The sequence below is a fragment of the Gemmatimonadaceae bacterium genome (assembly GCA_036504815.1).
In the GTDB taxonomy this organism is placed as follows: domain Bacteria; phylum Gemmatimonadota; class Gemmatimonadetes; order Gemmatimonadales; family Gemmatimonadaceae; genus PNKL01.
In genome coordinates this window covers 124,792-143,099 of record DASXUN010000015.1, presented here as the reverse complement: position 1 = coordinate 143,099, position 18,308 = coordinate 124,792, and the positions used below count along the sequence as shown (strand labels likewise).

The following is an 18,308-nucleotide window of genomic DNA, read 5'->3' as shown; positions in this document are numbered from 1 at the left end:
CGAAGCCGAAGCCCTTAGCGGTGAGGTCTATGGCCAGTAGTCGTAGTGGTCGTGGTTGCATGTTGAAGCGATGAACATCTGCTGATAATCAGTTTCAGGGCGGCCCGTTTCTCCTCCCGCAGCGGGTCATGAACACGGTGTGCGAGGCTCTCGCGGAGCTTCTTCGCGCGCTTGCCAATCTCGGCGGCGATCCGAGCGCGCTCATCGTCGTAGACCTCGGCGATGCCAACGTCGAAGATGACTTCGTATGCGAGGGCGACGTCGAGCGGCGGCGCGCAGACGCCGGTTTCGTGCCGCGAGACGCGGGTCCCGGTGAAGGCGCCAAGCAGGAAAGCGACGTCTTCTTGCGAAAACGCGGATCGCCGGCGGAGGGCCCGGAGGTATGGTGCGTTGATGTGTCTGGTCATGTTGCAAAGTCCAAATAGCCTACCAAATCGGCGCCGCGCTCCCGTAGAGGGAAGAGCGTGCACGGAGCGCATGCCCGCGGGTGGATGTGGGGACTTGGGGGACTTCCTCACGCGATCGCGGAGACGTCCCTAGAAGTCGTCGCCGAGTGAGTCGTTCTCGGGCGGCGGTCCTGATCGCTCGACCTGCGATACCCCATAGCGGACGAACAGCCGCCGCAGCTTCTCGCTCTCAGAGTCAGGTACGACAAACGTCCCGTGACTCTTCACGGTGAGAAGTGACAGACGGCTCCTGAGCTGGAACCCGATCCATCGCGGTGTTACGGAGCGGTGCGCGTCAGCGCCAAAGCGGGCACTGAAGCGCTCGGCGATGTCCTTGATGCCTAGTGGTGCAGAATCCCGACGCAACTCCGAAATTATATCAAGAAGTTGTGCTTCCGTCGTGGTGCCGCGGTCGGATTGCAGGGTGCCGCTCGTCTTCACGGCAAGTTGATACAGCCGTGCCTTCGCATTTGGATCGGCGGCCACCGCCATGAGCGGCGCGAACACCTGGGCGACACGTGCTTCGAGGGCCGGGTCTCGCTCGGGCACCGGGCCGGTGAACGTGCCGCGCCATCGCGCCCGATAGGACAGGAGCTGATTCCGGAGGAGCTCGGCCTCAAAGTGGAATGCCTCGGGCAGGGTCAGCGGAATGTCCAACCGAGGTGGGAGTCCGGTCATCTCCTCCGTGATGCAGCGGCTCTCCAACGCCCGGTCATCGAAGGAGCGACGCGTCGCAATGATCTTCGGACCGTACACGTCGAACGCCTTCGGGTTGAAGTCCTTCCCAGGCGTCGCCTCGCTACGCAGGACAGGGAAGCCCTTCGCATTGCCGTTGTTGAGGATCTTCACGATTTCCGCGCGCTCGTCGGAGAAGCGGAAATCGCTCTCGTCGATGATCAGCGTGCCCCGAAACGCGTCGATGATGCGGAAGAGCGGGGATACCGTCGATGCTCCGCTGGCGAACATCGGCTTGTAGCAAAGCGACCCGATGGTCTGGAGGCAGCGTGTCTTGCCGCTACCGAAGTCGCCCTTCAGCCGCAGGTAGGGCAGTTCGTTGAATGCGTCGTAGACCCACGTGAGCAGTACGTAGTACGTGGCGGCTTCCTCAAAGGCCTCGGAGAGATCGGCGTACTGATGGATGAAGCCGCGGATGCTGCCCACGAGTTCAGCTTCGGTCCTGTAGGCCTGCCGGCCAGATGGAAACTGGACGACCCCGTGGGCGAGCAGGCTGTTGTCGGGCGAGTATGGCCGGACGGCGCCGAGCTCGGGCAGATCGAGCGTCTTGCCCGTCTCCGCGCCGTCGCCAGAAATGTGGATGAGACTGACAATCCGGTCGCGCCGGGAGGCAAGGGTCTCGACGATGCTTCCGTCGTTGAGCACCGCTGAGACAACCGTGCGTCGCTTTGGTTGATTAGGTTCTGGCGTCATTCGCAGAGCCTATCAACGAACGCACCGCGGGGCACGAGGGACGAAACCGCGAGGCGCGCCGGGTCCGGCCACTGCCACTGACCGCCTCGACATCTCTTCGCCTTAATGGGACAATCTTATCGGCGCAGCGATCGCCCGCGCGGGTGCAAATGCACGGCGCGGAGATTCCGCCCTCTGGGTGATTCAGCCGGCGCTCGGTACGCTCAACGAATGACGTTGAGCGAAGAGCAAGTCCAGTCCTTCATCGAGTGCTGGAAGAAGGACTTCGGTGAGGTCCTGACACCAGAAGAGGCGCGCGCGGAGGCGATGCGCCTCTTGGACTTCTTCGCTGCGCTCGCCGAGATGCTTCGTCATCCTCGGCAATCACAGCCGCCATCTCAGGGCGACACCCAAATCACATGAACTATTTCATCTACTGCCGCAAATCCACAGACGCCGAAGAACGTCAGGTGCTCTCGATCGAGTCTCAGCTATCTGAGGCCACAAGGCTCGTGGCCGGAATGCCGGGTCTCCACGTGGTGCACACTTACGAGGAGGCGAAAAGCGCGAAGAAGCCAGGCCGCCCCGTCTTCGACGAAATGCTCCGGCGGATTGAGAAGGGCGAGGCCGACGGCATCATCAGCTGGCATCCGGACCGCCTTGCCAGAAATGCCGTCGATGGCGGCCGCATCATTCATCTGCTCGATACCGGCAAGATCAAGGACCTTCGTTTTGCCACGCACTCTTTTGAAAACAACTCGCAGGGCAAGCTGATGCTCGCCATGCTCTTCGGCTTCTCGAAGTACTACGTCGACAGCCTCGCCGAGAATGTCCGTCGAGGCAACCGTACAAAAGTCGCCAAAGGATGGCGCCCGTCGCGACCACCAATCGGATACCTCACCGATCCCACCACGCGCACGGTCATTCCCGATCCGGAACGCTTCGATCTTATCCAGCAGATGTTCCGCTTGATGCTCACCGGCGCGTCCACTCCGAGGCGGCTGCTGGACAAGGCCACCAACGAATGGGGACTCCGCAGTCGTGTGCGTCCCCGAGGAGGCGGCGAGTTCCTCCACCTCAGCTCGATCTATTCGATCCTGGGCAATCCTTTCTACGCCGGCATCTTCTCATGGGAAGGTTCGATGCACATGGGAAAGCACAAGCCGATGATCGATATCGCCGAGTTCGACCGCGTGCAGGAGCTGCTCGGGCGGCCGAGCCGGCCACGGCCCGTACAACGCGATTTCGCCTTCACTGGCATGATGCGCTGCGGCACCTGCGGCTTGGCGGTGACGGCGGAGCACAAGAAGAACCGCTACGGTCGCCAGTACGTCTACTATCACTGCACCCGTCGAAAGCGCGGCTCGTACTGCCGCGAGCGATGCGTTGCCTTGCCGGCACTGGAAGGCACGATCGTCGGCTTTTTGGAGGGCTTGCGGGTTGCGCGTTGGAGTCGGGATTGGCTGGAACTCCATTTCGGCGACCGGGATGCCAGCGTAGGCGCCGAACGCGATGCAAAACGCACCGCTGTCGCGGACAGCTTGAAGCGCCTCGATCAGGAGATGAGCGTACTCACGGGCTTGAGAATCCGGAGCCTGATCGACGACGCCGAGTTTGCGAAGCAGCGACAGGAGCTCTCGGGTCGTCGTCTCGCACTCGAACAAAGCCGTGATGCGCTGCAGGACCCGGCAGACTGGATCGAACCTTTGGCGCTTTTCATCTCGTTCTGCAACAAAGCCGTGGAATGCTTCCGCAGCGGTGACGCCGATCAGAAGCGCCTGATCCTGGAAACAGTAGGATCGAACCTTCTGTTGGCCGACGGAAAGCTGAGCATAGAAGCCAGACAACCGTTCGTACAGTGGGGCTCTACCCCTTCTGATTCAGAACTGTGCACAGTTGCCCTCGACGCTCGAACCTTTTTGGAGGGGGGTGACGGGGCCTCATCGTCCATTGTAGCAAACATCAGGAGGATTCTGCCTCCCGAAGACGAGATCCGGCGGGCTGTCTAGCACGTCTCACGAAGTCCCCGAAGTCCCCATGTCCACCCGCTCACAAACGGCGATTCACAACGGTGCATTGAATTGTACGACCGGAACATGCGGAGCCATCTCTCCGATGAAACGGCTCGCCTGTAGATGAGCGGTTCCCCGACTCACGCGCACCGGTGAAATCTGGCTCGCGAAGGCTGCAGCCGCGGCCATCGTGCGGGCGTATGTGATCGCCAAGTAACCGTCTCTTTGTGGAAGATCTGCTTTGACACGGGTGATGCCAACGTAGAACAGGCGACGATCCTCTTCGAGTTTCCTCATCTGTTCGTCTGGAGTCATGGCGCTGTCGGCTTGCGCTGGCAGCAGCCCTTCCACACAGCCAACTATGAAGACAAATGGCGAACTGAGCCCCTTGCTCTTATGGAGGCTCATGATGCGCACCTCCGAGACTTCTATTGGAACTTCAGGTTGAGTGATGGTCGCATACAGCGCATCGAACAATTCTTGCTGAGTAGTCAATCCATCGCTGCATTCCGCAACCGCCTCAGCCAAGAGCGTCGTAGCCGGCGACGCTGGCAGCCAAAGTCGTACGAACTCGGCGAGATCTGCTGCCGCGCGCAACGACCCCATCTCCAATTGGATCTCCTTGAAGCGTTCAACCAGAGATGCTGTATAAGGAAGCGTAAGGGTTCCTGCTGACAACGCACTCATGGCCAACCACGGTGAGGCATGGTGCGCATTGACGTAGGCCATCAGACGGCGATAAGGGGTAGTACGCCAGTCGCTCTTGCCGCGACCAAGCAGCCATCGAAGAGCGACCCGGTCTTCCGAATCCAGGAGAAGTTTGAGGATGGCGAACCGCTCTTGGGCTTCCAGCGAATCCAGCGCGGCTTCCGCGTAGTATGACTTTACGGGAACGTCGCTCGCTCGCAGGCGCTCAAAGATCGGCTCCGCGAAGGTGGCGCGCTGCGTGAGCACCACAATCTCACCAGGCGACACGCCGGCCGCGATCAAACTGGCGATCTTCGTCGCAACTGCTTCCGCCTCCTGGTCGGCCGTACTGTACTGCCGTATTGCAACGTCTCCAGGGCCATTGACTGCACGCTCCGTCATCGCGCGACCGGCAACGCGACCGGTGTTTTGCGCTATCAGAGCGTTCGCCATCCTGACGACTGTGGTCGGACACCGACGGCACTCGGTGATGGCATGCTCGTCAGTGGGTTGCAGGGTGGCCCACTCGCGAATGCCATCGGGGTGAGCATGCCGGAAGCTGTAGATGGACTGGTCGTCGTCGCCGATGACGCAAATCGAGCCGGCCTGTCCTAAGAAATGTAAGACATCTTGTTCCGCCCGATTCAAATCTTGAAACTCATCGACGAGCAGATGTTCATACTCGGTCCTTTCGGGCGCACCGGGATTAGCCTGTAAGTACTGGTGCAGGTGGGGGATGATCTCATCCATCAGCATTGCCTTGTGGAACCTAAGCCAAGCAACAAGGTCATCCACAAACGCTTGATCGGCTGCGGAGCGCGCGTAGCCCGGTTGTTGTGCTTGCAGGCGTGCCCAGGCCGCGCCATACGCGAGCATCAAGCGACGGCGGGCATGCTTGTCGCCGTGAGTGCGGCTGAGGTCAGCCAGTAACGGCTCAAGCTCGAACTTGTTGAGCGGGCGTGGGGTTCGCCCCATTACTGCCAACACATGGTTCCTCATAAGTATGGCCATCGCCAAGCTATGAAGAGTCTTGCCACGTAACTGGTCGGCGCCATTCACTCCGAGCGATATCAACTCGCGATGGAGATCCTCGGCTGCGACGCGCGTGAATGTCACAGCTAAGAGTCGTGTGGGGCTGATACCATCGACCTCAAGGAGGCGGGCCACACGACGTTTCATCGCAAAGGACTTACCGGTGCCGGGACCTGCGAGTACCCGGATGCGAGTATGGACGGACGCAGCGATGCTGTGCGCCGGCGTGCCAACCTGCAGATTGTCGTTCCATGCCATTAGAGCAGACTTCTCCTGGAAGCACCGAAGGATGCGTCCATCGTGCGTTCCTCAGCGGTACGCAGTGGGTCTTTGATCGTCTCCCCGCGCTTGGAGCAACGTCGCCAGCCGAGCAGGGCTGCTTCAAGCCAGCGTCGCGAACGCCTCCAAGACCAAGCGCTTGGTGCGGAATTCCTTGTGCTCTCTTTGTTCGCGGCGCTGAAGCACTCCGAAAGTGTCGATGAGGTCAGCCAACTCCTGCGCATTCAGGCCGAAGACGCGGAAGGCAACTAGGGCGTCCAGCTTGGCACGGGCAATGGCACGGGCGGTAGGCTCGATGAAGGCTGCGGGCGGGACTGTGCCCTCGGCGACCGGTTCTACGAATCCGAGCTTGGCCATGCGATTCCAAAACGGCGTCATCTCCGGTGCGGTGCAAACGAGCTGCAGAACCACAGGTGCGACGGTCTGCACAAGGGCATCCGGCAGCCCGGGCCGCGGAAATGGGAGGCTGTCGAGCAGGCTGAACGCCATTTTTGGCGCCGTCAGTCGACATCTCGCCATCCAATCCACGGCGAGGGTGTTCGCGACCGCGAGCCAAGGAAGAATGAACCATTCATCACTAAGACCAAAGTCGAGGGTCGGGACCTTATCGCCGCAGACGACACCGGGCGGGATGAGCGCCGCGGTGAGGCTGCGTTCATTGCGCGGGTTCGCGACATCGCAGAATCCGATGCGGAACTGATCGCAGCGGTCGCCCAGCTTGCCGGGGATATTCTCTCGCAACACACGCCACTGCGGGACAATAGCCTTAGCCGGGTCGCCGAACTCCCGCTCGATCCACACAGAGCTGTTGCCGTGGCCGGATTCGTACGCCTTCGCACGGTGGTCGAAGTGATCGATCATCCGTCCCTCGTACACGGGCAGGCCCGCTGGATCCTCCGTGAAGAGACCGCGATCGTTGCCCATGTCCACCTCTCGCATGTAGTGGCGGAAGGGTGGACCGGCAACACGGTCGCCGAGGGCCGGACACGCCGAGTACATCTTCCTGCTCGTGGTCAGCTCGGCGACGTTACGAAGGTCAGAGATGGCGTACGTGTCTGGCGCATGCTGGCGGGTGACGTCCGCCTCCAATTCCATGGAATCCGTGCGGGCGCGTAGCGCTTTCGCGATGGAGTCAACGCCAAACGTAACGCGAAACCGGACCGTTCTGCCGCCGCGCTGCAGGGCGTACACAGCGAACCACGTTTGCGAATGCACACCCGGGAAGAAGTCACCGCCTTTGTTCTCGCAGCCGGCGAGAAAGCAAAGGCGATTATCGTCAAGCGCGTGTTTGCGAATCGCAGACGCGTTCGCGCCACCATAGAAACCGGCTGGAACGACCTGCGAGACAAACCCTCCAAGGCGCGTCTTCCGGATAGCCAGTTCAACGAACATGCGATAGACGTTGAAATCGCCTTTCCCGAGGTTCCCGGCCGCGTATAGAGTGAATGCACCGCTGTTCTTGAGGAAGTGAACGAACGCAAAGAGGTCGCGACAATGCGACAACCAGCGCGATGCGATCTCGGGATCCTCGAGAAGGCGGGCAACTGCCGCCTGCTGCTGTTCCGGCGCCATGGAGCGAATACCGCTTACCCATTTACCGAAGAACTCACGCTGGTCTGGGCTCAGCGTATCCCACGGCGGATTGCCGAGCACACAGTCGAAGCCTCCACTCGCGAACACTTCTGGGAAGGCCAGATGCCAGTGAAAGAACTGGTAATATTCCGCGAGGCGCTCAACCTCGGCGCGTTGAGCCTTTGTCAGCGCGCCAGAATCTGCCTCCACCCGCCGCAGCGTCTCGGTCGTTAGTGGATCCGCAGCCGCGTCTCTCTGCTTGCGCCAGACGACCGCCGCGCACCAGGCGTCGGCGACCAGTTGTGCGTGCCGATACTTCGGAGATACAACCAGCCGACCGAACTGCTCCTCCTTGCGTCGGATCGCCTCGATCGTGTCGTCCGGTGCCTCGTCGATGTCACGAGTACGCGCCACGATTGAGTCGTACTCACTCGTCGGCTCGGCCACCATCAGGTGGAGCATGTCCGTCTGACCGCTGCGTTCTTGCTTGTTTCGCTGCCTCAACGCGGAGCAGAACGTCTTGTCGTCGCCCTCGATGGCGGTGAATACGGCGTCAGGCAAACCGCCGGCAATCAGCTCAGGAGTCGCGCCAAGGAGGCTATTGCCAACGCGGATATGGTGATCAAGGAATGAGAGTGGCTTTCCAGGCTCCAGCGCCTCGAGCCACAAGCTCACGCGGCACAGCTCGGCCGCCATAGCGTTCACATCCACACCGTATAGGCAGTGACCGATCACGTCTCGCAGGGCGTGCTGGTACAGAGTTGGTGATGGCTCACTCTCGCCCTGCGCCAGTGCTCGGACGCGGGCGAGATGCCTGGCCATTCGATGGGCCGCGCCGACGAGGAAGTGTCCGGAACCGACGGCGGGGTCGCATACCTTGAGGCCAAGAATGGCCTGTTCAGCCTCGGCGCCGGACTTACCCTTGATCGCTTCCTCCACCACCGGATCGAGGGCGGCGTCCAGCAGGCACTGGACCAGCGAGTCAGGCGTGTAGTAGGAGCCGGAGGTCTTGCGCTCACTGCCAGCGAACTCAGCAAAGGAAAATCGTGCGCCGTCAGCGCTAACCTGCGGCGTGAGCGCTAGCAGGCTTTCATAAACCCCTCCCAGTTCCTCGGCGCCGAGGTTCCTGTAGTCGACGGGGCGGAGGATCTTCCCTTGGCGTGTGAAGCAAAGGTGTCGCAGGGCTTCGAGAAAATCGTGGTTTGTGAGTTCGGCATTGTTCACCGCAGCAGTCGAATCACCGCTCCACAGGAAGCTGCCCAGCGCGGGCAAAGCCAAGTCTCGGCGAACCGCCGCAAAGGACGACGCACCCGAGAGTGCACCGGCGACAAGTTGAAACTGGCGCCACAGGTCGCTGTGACGACTCCCTCGGATCTTCCCGGCGAGTTCGCGCAGTCGGGCGCTTCCGTAGTAAAGGGCAAAGCGCTCTCGCGAGGTGCGAGCCGTAATGGAGTCATCCCGCGGGTGGAGGAGTGATTGACCGTCGAGCTTACGTTCCTCCGAGACAAAGAGGAAAATCAGTCGGTAAACAACGCGCAGCAGTTGTCCGTGAAAGTCCGGGAGCGGAAGCTGCCCGCTGCGGAGCAGGTCACGCAAAACAATGTTCTTGGGATGACTCGTAAAGCCCTCGCCTAGAACCTGAAGTGCCTGCTCGACGCCATCGCGAAGACCTTCGAGCGCGCGGGTGCCCTGCTTCGCCGCCTCCGCAGTCCACTGCTCGATCCAGCAGGAATCCGGCCTATCACCCTCGCGCGGCGCGAAGCGCGTGGCGTGCGTCACCAGCCAAAACAGGACAAACTCGGAATACAGCTCGCCCTCGAATATCGCCTGAAGGTCGAACTCAAGAAACGACTGCCGCGAAAGCGCGTGATTGTCTCGCAGCACGCGCAGGCGCAGGCCATTACCGAGCAAGGCCCAGAGATGGTCCGGGCTTCGATTCAGAAACTCCTGAACGAGTCCGTGTGGATTAACCGAAGCTGCCCCACGCTGACCTGCGGCGCGACGATCAAGAGAGAGTCCACAGCCCACGAGGTGTACGGGCACCGGGCCGAAGAATCGACTGATCGCATAGGTGCGTCCACCGGCCTCGGGGCTGGTAGTGGTCGGAAGGAGGCCGAAGCCGAGTTCCCGCAGAAGCGGCAAACTCCACTTGTCGTTTGTCACTCCGGTGCCGGCTTCTCCATCAGGAAGTTTGGCGGTCACCGAGCGAAACTCCGCCCAGTGCTTCCTGAGGCGGTTCCAGGACTGAGTGATGCTCTCGCTGAGACGCTCCCCTGGTGGCAGGCCGTAGTCCGCAGGAGTGGTGCCCAGTGGGCTTGAGCGTGGATCAAGTACCCGACGAAGCAAGTCCGAAGGCAGGAGGCCGCCCTCTGAGCGCACGGTTTGGAAGTCTTGGTTCCGATGCGTCATCGTCAGCCGATTCGCGGAAGCACGACGTACGCCCCGAGGATATCCACAGGAAGCACGGGCTCGATCGTGACCTTCCCTTTCGCGCGCGCGGCCACTCGAACGCGCTCGTGGGCGGCGAGCTGCGCGCCGGCGCGCGCCTGAGCGACAGCTTCGAGGCTCCTCTGGAGTGTAGGAAGCGTCGGAAGGAGAAAGGCGAGCTGCTGCTCTATGGCTGTTGGTAGGAGGTTGCGGTCGGGACGCGCCGCCAGCAGCTCTTCACTCTCCTCCGGTGTGAGCCACGCCGCCTCAGCTGTGGAGCCGGTGGACGCAAGTGGCACAATCTCCTCGACGAGGATCGCCTCTGCATTCGAACTCCCTACCTTCAGCTGGTAGCGGAAACGCGCAACGACGAGCGTCGTGCGCGCCGCCACAGATGAAGTCGAAATCACCCCGCAGCGAGCCGCTACCGCGCGGCCCTCGCGAGCCACCGAGTCGAGCGCCTGATCGAGAGTCCAGCTCGCGAGTCCCTCGACCACTGGACCGGTGCGACCCAGGTAGACCTCGTTGTCCGCGAGCGGCAGGTCGAATCGACCCGTGAACGTCTCGTTACTTCCGATTGCTTGACGCAGTGAACGCCCTATGTCGTTGCTCAGATGCACAGTCACCGCATTGTCCTTGATCGTGACCGGCACGCTGGCCGCGTGAAGTACGGCAGTCACGAAACGTGCAACGTCCTCGCTTCGGCCGATGGCTGCCCGGACGTTTTGCAGCTCGGTCGCCACCGTCTCGGGACTCAGCGAATGTTGTGCGAAACGCGATCGGCTGACCTTCTCGCGGTCGCGAGCGCTATCCCATTCCGCATGAATGGCCTTCTTCTTCGTCGGCAGGTTGTCGATGAAGTCCAGCGTCAGCTGGCTACGGTCCGCGCGCGTGCTCTCTCGAAACAGCGCACCTTCAAACAGTGCTTCAGCGATCTGTTCGCTCGAGCCCGGGATCGCCACGGCAACACCAAGGTCGTTCTTGATGCTCTTGTGTTTGCGAATCAGCACGTCCAAGATCACGCCATCAATCGGATTGTCCGTACCGTAGTAGGTGACGACACGAACCTCGTCCTTCTTTTGGCCGAATCGATCTACCCGTCCCTCCCGCTGCTCATGACGCGTGGGATTCCAAGCTAGGTCGTAGTGCAGCACGGCATTGAAGTGTTGCTGCAGATTGATGCCTTCCGAAAGACAATCCGTGCACACCAGCACATAGTCGCCGTCCTCGCCGACTAGTTCTCCAATGCGGGACTCTCGCTCCGCCGAGGGGAGCAGCCCCGTTACCGCTTCAACGCGTACTTTGGTGGGCAGCGCTTCGCGCAAGCGACGGGCGACGTACTCAGCGGTATCGACAAACCGGCAGAATACGACTGGCTGGAAGCCATCCTTCAAGAGTGCCTTGAGTTCCCGCACGGCGCCCTGAAGTTTCAGGTCGTTGGCCGGTTCGATCGCCTCGGCCCGGCGGGCGAAGGCCAACAGTCTACGACGTGTGGCGTCCCCGCCGCCCTCCGTGTCAGATCCTGGGCTGAAGTCGATCGCTACGGTGTCGTCATCGTCTCCTTGATCAAGGACCGTCCGTCGACCAACCTCGTCAATGTCCTCATCACCAGCCTCATCCACCGCCGCGCGACTCCGTAGCGTCGCGGCAGCAGCGGCAGGACTCGACGACACGCAGCGCAGCAGGGCCAGAGCGGACCAGTACCGCACGCGCTGGTGATGCTTCTCTTCGCCATCGACCATGACGTAGTCGCGTGCAAACGCGAGAATCTCGTCGAAAAGTGCCCTATAACCGGCACTGAACGCGTAAGTAGCTTCCTTATCCTTTCGCTCAGGAAAGGCGGTGTCGGTTTCGAGATAGTGCCGAATGTCGGCTCTCCGGCGCTGAACGAGATGTCGCGCCAGGTTTCGTTGTAGGCCCTCGCGTCCGGAGCGATCCAAGTCCGGTGGCAGGTCCGCGAATTTGCCATCGAGCAGGCTGAGCAATGACCGAAACGCTTCTTCGTTGCCGCTGTGGGGCGTTGCGGTGACCAGAACAACGTGTCTCGTCGGCTCTTCGCTCACTCTCCGCAGCAGGTCGAATCTCTGTTGTCTGCCGCGCCCTATTCCGCCCGAAAGCGTGCAGCCGTGCGCCTCGTCGACTATCACGAACTCCGGGCATCGACGCACAAAATCATCCGCGTGGCGTGGCGTCTTGATGAAGTCTGTCGACACCACCGTATACCGGTAGTGGTCGAACACTGAGACTCCGAGCGGCAGATCGCGCTCAAGGCGCTGAATCGTGCTGGACAGCACGAGTTCGGCATCGATATGAAACTTCTCCGCCAGCTCACCCTGCCACTGCTCTGCAAGGTGAGGCGGGCAAAGCACGGCCATCCGCTTGATCTCACCGCGATCCAGCAGTTCACGTGCGATGATGCTCGCTTCGATTGTTTTGCCGATACCGACGTCGTCGGCAATCAGAAGTCGTACGGGGTCGAGCTTCAGCGCCATCATCAGGGGAACCAACTGATACGGACGCGGTTCAACCGCGATTCGCCCAAAGCTCCTGAACGGCCCGGCAGCGGCCCGTGTGGATAGTCGCGCGGCATCCCGAAGTAGACGCCCCGACGCGAAGTCGCCTAAGTCGGCAGCGCCCGGTAGAGGAAACGTCGCCGACGTCACCGGCTCCACTGCTGGCAGAACCCCCGTGACTTCCTCGTCCAGTCCGCCGACCGGTCGGAGGATCAGGAGCTCATCGGTTGAGTCGGGCAGTACGACCCACTCGCGCCCTCTCGCGTGGACGAGATTCCCTGGCTTGGAAAGTGCAGCGGCACTCATCGTTGCGGCGCGCCGAACACGTCGGGATGGCGTCGGAAGATGGCGAGCCAATCCTCCTTATGGTGGAAACGGACCACGATGTAACCCATCTCGATCAGCGCCTTCGTCACTTGCTCGTCCTTGTGGATCTGGTCAGCCTCATCATGCGGGGGGCCATCGACGTAGATCGCTGCGTTGTGCTCGCGATAGAAGAAGTCCGGCTGTGTGTAGTAGCCTGGAATCAGGTATTGCGAATCGCTCGGCGGCCGGAGCATCAGCTTATCGACCATGTCCAGCCATCTCTGCTCAAGCTTGCTGTCGCAACGCTTGCGGAGGGCGGCCATGCGCTCGACGCGCGACCCCATCCCACCTGCTGGACGGCACTCCGAACGCGAGAGCTCAGCCAGGAGATCGCGGATCAGATCGCGATCGAGGTCCTTGTGATCGGGCTGGTTGCCATAATCGAGGAGGCATTCGTAACACGCCTTCCCGCAATAGCTCGCGCCCCGATCCGTCAACGAGGCCGGATCGTAGTGGCAGAGTTCGAGTGCCCGCGTCGCCAACAGGGGCAGGATGGCCGGATCCTCGACGAGCTGGCGCAGCACGCCAGCGCCACCCTCCGACGCTTCGTAGAAGAGGATTTCCTGACGATCCTGAGGCGAAGGCATCGGCTCGCATGAGATCTCGCGCGGTTCAAGCTGAAAGTGCCGCTGAATGGCCTGCTTGAATGCCGCTTGAAGGCCAGCCATTTCCGCACTGGAGCGGGGCGGCTCAAATCGAAGGACAAGCGCGTTCTTGGTGTCCTTCACGTACGGCACGACACGCTGGATCCTCGTCTGCGACGCCGCATCGTCCTGATCCTCGTCGTCGGCCTGGTTGCGCGACCAATAGCCACGCTCCAGATCGAGGTTGAATCCCGGCGGCTGTGTCCCTCGCTGATTGGACCACCCAAGATTGATGCGATAGAGGTCGGTCGAATCGCCGTAACTCATTCGGAGCACGAGTGAGCCGTCGCTGTAGACCTCGGCGTCCTTCCGATCCTGTTTGCCGCCGATTTCCGGGAACCGGTAGGACGTGACCAGCTTGTAGCCGAAGCGCTGCCGCTCTTCTTCGTCGCAGGTGATGCGCTGCGCGAGCTTGAGACTCACGTTCTGGAGTTGGACTAGGTTCTCGATGCGCGCCGGGCCGTCCAAGGCCGTGCCGCACCGGTCGCAAACCTCAGTAAGGTTGTTGCCCTGCTCAAGGTGAGCGTACCCGCACCGCGCGCAACGTTTGAGCGTGGCCGTGACGAGGTCGTGCGTGGCCTCTGTATCGGCCGAACCGAAATCGAGATTGACCTTGTAGACTCGGTAGCGCGCGCCTTCGTGGTAGACGAGCGCGCGTGGTCCGAACTCGGAAATGGCGAGGAACCGAGGGCGAGAGACAAACTCGTCGCGACCTTTCCGCTGTCGGCGTCCCGGCACGTACGCCGACAAGGGCAGGCGCGGGAAGTTATAGCCGGGCAGGAAGCCTTCGGCGGCAAAGTAGCGGTAGGAGTAAAAGTCGCCCTCGTAGATTCCTTCAGCCTCCGTGAGCAGGCGAATCTGGCTCTCCGCCTGAGCCCGCAACCGGCGCGAGTGGTTCCGCTCCATCTCCGGCCTCGAATGATCACCGATGATCCGATGGTGCAGCTCGCGCTGGCGCACAGCGGCGCGGTACAGACTCCGCCAGCGCTCGCACGCCGAATCGAAACTGCGCTCTACCTGATCGAGGACTTCTTCAAGCCAGTGATCGTGGAACCAGGTCGCAGTTCCAAGCTCCCCACGGAGGCCGGCAATCAGCTCGGTCGCCTTGGCCAGCGCTGCCGCCCGATGAGCCGGGCTTCGCAGCTCCCGAAGCAGGTGGTCTTTGACCGGCAATGGAAGCTTGCCGTCTGCCGGAGTGAGTTCGACGACCGTGGTGAGTGTCTTGCCGAGGTCCGGCTTGGCGACTTCCATCCAAATCGCGTTGACGTGCGAACGCAACAAATCCCGATTCCGCAGGTCGATACGTGGCGGAGCGACTGAGCCCGCAACCATCTTGCTCGGCTCTCGATAGAAGAACTGATCGTGCGGGCTGCGACCCGCACAGTACGTGAAGACGAGAGCCGGTTGCCCGCCGCGCCCAGCACGACCGCTCCGCTGTGCATAGTTGGCCGGCGTGGGCGGCACGTTGCGGAGGTTCACCAGATTGAGCTGGGCGATGTCGACACCAAGCTCCATCGTCGGCGAGCAGAAGAGCAGGGGAAGGTCGCCCGTGCGGAATCGAGTTTCGCGTTCTTCACGATCTTCCGAGGTCACTTGAGCCGTGTGTTCGCGGGCCTCAAGAACAACCTTCAGGTCGGCGAAGCGCTGGTAACACTCGACGAAATATCGGTTCACTTCCGGTGGAATCTCGCCCGTCTCCAACAACCGCGTGCGGTCGATCGGGCGGACCTCGCCATCGCTTGGAAGCCACCGAAGGGCGTCCGCGTTCAGTTGGTATCCCGGATCTTCATCGTCCCGTCCACTCCGGACCTGTTCCACGATGCCGTATCGCTTGAGCGACAGGAACAGGAATCGGATGACCTGGTCGACCTCTACGCGATCGAGAGCGTGTCCCTCCGGCAGCGAGGGAGCTAGAGACCGTTTGACATAGCGACCGAACGCGCCGTAGGACGAGATGAATAAGCCGTCCCGGTCGTGCTGCCGCTTCGGACGCGGGTAAGCAACGACTGCGCGAGTGAGGTCGCGCGCGTCTTCCAAGTACCAGACCGTCTCCTCGAGCAACCGAGGCTTGGTCTGCTCGACCAGATCCAGCTGTTTCTGCGGATCCAACACATCCACCTTGAGCGCGAGCGCGCGCCGCATGACATCGAGGCAAGTCCGAAGGATCTGCTCTCTGACCTCACTCGGACAGCCTCGTAGCGAAGCCGGCACCTCGACGAGGCGTTCGGCATCGCGGCCATCCTGAACGGAGAACCCGACGTTCCATAGGTCCGCTTCTTCAAGCAAACTGTCTGGACCGGTGAGGCCTTCGTAGTCAAACCGAAGAAGGCCGCAGTCCTCGAGGTTTGGCGCGGTGACGCGCCAGCCACGCTGCAGATCGCGGTACAGGAAGTAGTCGGTCACGCGCCGGAGCGCGTCATCCGTCGCGTTCTTTGCCGGGCCACGGACATCCGGATCTGCGGCATACTCGTCGAAGCGTAGCTGCATGGCGTCAAAGACGTGACGCGATAGCTCGCCGTGAGTGAGGCCGGCAGACCCCTTTTGTTGAGTTGCCTTGTGGAGTGCCGAGCGCAGGAGTGCGACCTGTACGAAGTCGTTGAAGTGGCCCGCTTGTAGCGAGGCATCCTGCCGATTGTCCGTGAAGCTGAGGAGTTTGCGCGCTTCAGGCTTCAACTCGCGATCTGCCTGCAGTTCAATCAGCGAGCGCACCGCCAGAATCGTCGTGGCAGTACTTCGGTTGTCGACGCCAAGCGTCGTCAGCTTGTTGCGCTCCGACCGCTGCGTCTTGGTGTATGCGACGCCGCATGAAGGCTCCAGGCAAAAGACGAACTTGCGGTGGAGAATGGCGGCGGCGAGCCCCTCGCCTTCAGACACCAAGTATCCCCGTGCATCGACAAACACCGGTTCAGGAACGTCCGCCCGAGAGCTCGGGCTTACGCGTTCGACGCCTTGGGCAGTGGTCTCTTTCATGAACTCCGGCAACCGATTCAATACCGCCGGTCCATCTGCGCGCGGCCATGGCGCCTCCGCGCTCACATACAGGTAGGCGTCGCTCGCGCCATCATCGTCGCTCTCGCGGCGATCTTCGCGCGGCATCACTCGCCGTTCGCCGTCCTGGGAAGTCACCTTGATTCGGTAGTACGCCGTACCGCAGTGCCTGCAGAACACGAGCGGAAAGAGCGGCTTTTCAGGTTCTCCAGGCTTCGCCGCCTTCTTGGCGAGGTCCAGATATCGTTGATCTTCACCCTCGACTGTGGTCCACACGGTATCGCCGCGCGTGAAGAACTGATGGAGCCGAAACGCGAAGATCGGGAAGCGACTCGACTCTGTACGCCGCAGCTTCGACCCGTGCAGCAGGAAACGACGCAACACCTCACTGCAACGGCTTGCATCGACACCCGTGATCTGCGCAAGCTCTGTAGCGGCGCTCATCTGGTGCTCGATGTCGTCGCCTTCCAGACGGCGCGGAAGCTGGCGAATCAGTACTTTGGTGTCCGCTTCTTCCCGAACGCCAAATGTCGACTCGATCCACGAGGCGAGAGGATGCACGCGAAATGCGTCGTACGCCTCTGGTGGCGCCGAGTCCGACGCGACTGCCCCGCGGATTGTGTCGAGTACGGACGGACTCGTGAGGTCGACCTCCGGAGTTGCACGCTCCAGCGTTTCTCCGATCACTTGCTCGGGGCCAACCTCCACGCCAAATAGTGTCTGAGCGACGGCCGCGACTTCACGACGCTGATCATGAGTCGACCCGCCACTGGCCATCGTCGCCGACGTGCCGATGCAAATCGCATCGTGGCCTCCGAAGGCCTGTCGGCAACGCCGGACGAGCAAGGCTACATCGGCTCCTTGCCGGCCCCGATAGGTGTGCAACTCGTCGAAGACGAGGAAGCGAAGCCCCTGCGCGGCCCGCACCAACTCGCGATCTTCTGTCCGCGTTAGGAGCAGTTCCAGCATCATGTAGTTCGTGAGCAGGATGTCCGGCGGATTCCGGCGGATCTCCTCTCGCACGTCGCCCTTCTCTTGTCCGGTGTATCTGGCAAACCGTACCGGCGACTGGCCCTCAGCGTATCCCTTTTCAAGGAACTTCTTCAGTTCCTCCGCCTGACTGTTAGCCAGCGCGTTCATCGGATAGACCACGATCGCCTGTATGCCTCGGCCAGTTCCGTTACGGAGGACGTGGTCGACGATCGGCACGATGTACGTCATGCTCTTGCCTGAGCCGGTGCCGCTGGTCAGGACGTAGGACTTGCCCTCTTTTGCCTTGAGGATCGCATCGCGCTGGTGCGTGTGCAGTTGAAGTTGCTTGCCGGTCAGATCGCTGTCGGACTTGTCGATTCGGAAGATCTTCGAGCATTCCGAATGGAGGACGCCCGTTGCGACTAGATCGTCGACCGTGCCGCCGGCCAGGAACGTCGGATTAAGCTGCAGTAGAGGTTCCGGCCAAAAAGCGCCCGCATTGAGTGCGTCATCGACGTGGGCCGCGATTCGAGGGTCCCGAATCTTGATGAAGCTTCGGGTGTAGCTCTGGTAGTCGGCGACCAGGCGCGATCTTAGATCAAAGACGTCCATCCAGCTCCTCGTGGCTGCGCGCTCCCCAACACCACATCGCTGCCTACCGGCCGTGGTTCCCTCTAAGGTCGCGCTCGGGCGAGTGACCCACAACCCCGGCTAACTTCGCATCCCAGAGGGAGTTGCGAGTGGCTTGAAAAGGGCCTCGATGCGATGCCCTTCCGTGTGCACCCCGCGCACAATCCTCCCTCTGCACACCCCCACCGATTGACCGTACCATCGAGCGTGGAATCGTAGCGGCTTAGGCCGCCAGCGATCCGTTCTTTCATCCCATGGGCGCCGCCCTCCTGCCGATAGCCTCGGCGGGAGGGCGGCGTCTCGTATTTCCACGCTCGATAGCGGAGGACCTAC

Annotated in this window: 8 protein-coding genes; 2 read left to right on the top strand and 6 right to left on the bottom strand. The window is 61.5% G+C overall.

Features of this window, described 5'->3' with window-relative positions; all coding sequences use genetic code 11:
* Positions 1-14: 14 nt before the first annotated feature.
* Together VGJ96_07915 and VGJ96_07910 are read right to left on the bottom strand one after the other, a co-directional pair.
* Complete coding sequence (locus tag VGJ96_07915) at positions 15-407, bottom strand: hypothetical protein (GenBank protein HEY3287030.1); 393 nt, start codon at positions 405-407, stop codon at positions 15-17.
* Between the two features lie 129 nt (positions 408-536).
* Positions 537-1,826: a hypothetical protein gene (locus tag VGJ96_07910; protein ID HEY3287029.1), complete on the bottom strand. Its 1,290-nt coding sequence runs from the start codon at positions 1,824-1,826 to the stop codon at positions 537-539.
* Between the two features lie 258 nt (positions 1,827-2,084).
* Between VGJ96_07910 and VGJ96_07905 the strand changes: the two genes are divergently transcribed.
* Complete coding sequence (locus tag VGJ96_07905) at positions 2,085-2,276, top strand: hypothetical protein (protein ID HEY3287028.1); 192 nt, start codon at positions 2,085-2,087, stop codon at positions 2,274-2,276.
* Positions 2,273-3,862 carry a recombinase family protein gene (locus VGJ96_07900; GenBank protein HEY3287027.1) on the top strand — a complete coding sequence of 530 codons (1,590 nt, stop codon included), beginning with the start codon at positions 2,273-2,275 and terminating at the stop codon, positions 3,860-3,862. Before VGJ96_07905 ends, VGJ96_07900 begins: the two co-directional genes overlap by 4 nt.
* Positions 3,863-3,916: 54 nt before the next feature.
* On the opposite strand, the gene VGJ96_07895 is transcribed toward VGJ96_07900, so the two are convergent.
* The 4 genes from VGJ96_07895 to VGJ96_07880 all read right to left on the bottom strand — a co-directional run bounded on the left by VGJ96_07895 (position 3,917) and on the right by VGJ96_07880 (position 17,957).
* Positions 3,917-5,842, bottom strand: coding sequence for an ATP-dependent helicase (locus VGJ96_07895; GenBank protein ID HEY3287026.1), 1,926 nt, complete (start codon positions 5,840-5,842; stop codon positions 3,917-3,919).
* Positions 5,843-5,965: 123 nt separating this feature from the next.
* A complete protein-coding gene (locus VGJ96_07890) occupies positions 5,966-9,637 on the bottom strand; it encodes an N-6 DNA methylase (GenBank protein ID HEY3287025.1) in 3,672 nt (1,223 codons plus the stop codon).
* A gap of 209 nt (positions 9,638-9,846) precedes the next feature.
* Positions 9,847-12,354, bottom strand: a complete 2,508-nt coding sequence (locus VGJ96_07885; GenBank protein HEY3287024.1) for a helicase-related protein — start codon at positions 12,352-12,354, stop codon at positions 9,847-9,849.
* Positions 12,355-12,677: 323 nt separating this feature from the next.
* Entirely contained in the window at positions 12,678-17,957 is a 5,280-nt protein-coding gene (locus tag VGJ96_07880) for a DEAD/DEAH box helicase (protein HEY3287023.1), read from the bottom strand.
* Positions 17,958-18,308 lie beyond the last annotated feature (351 nt).

Coding starts and splice junctions, on each gene's coding strand:
- VGJ96_07880 (HEY3287023.1), bottom strand. CDS start 17,957: ATGGACGTCTTTGATCTAAGATCGCGCCTGGTCGCCGACTACCAGAGC.
- VGJ96_07885 (HEY3287024.1), bottom strand. CDS start 12,354: ATGGCGCTGAAGCTCGACCCCGTACGACTTCTGATTGCCGACGACGTC.
- VGJ96_07915 (HEY3287030.1), bottom strand. CDS start 407: ATGACCAGACACATCAACGCACCATACCTCCGGGCCCTCCGCCGGCGA.
- VGJ96_07895 (HEY3287026.1), bottom strand. CDS start 5,842: ATGGCATGGAACGACAATCTGCAGGTTGGCACGCCGGCGCACAGCATC.
- VGJ96_07905 (HEY3287028.1), top strand. CDS start 2,085: ATGACGTTGAGCGAAGAGCAAGTCCAGTCCTTCATCGAGTGCTGGAAG.
- VGJ96_07900 (HEY3287027.1), top strand. CDS start 2,273: ATGAACTATTTCATCTACTGCCGCAAATCCACAGACGCCGAAGAACGT.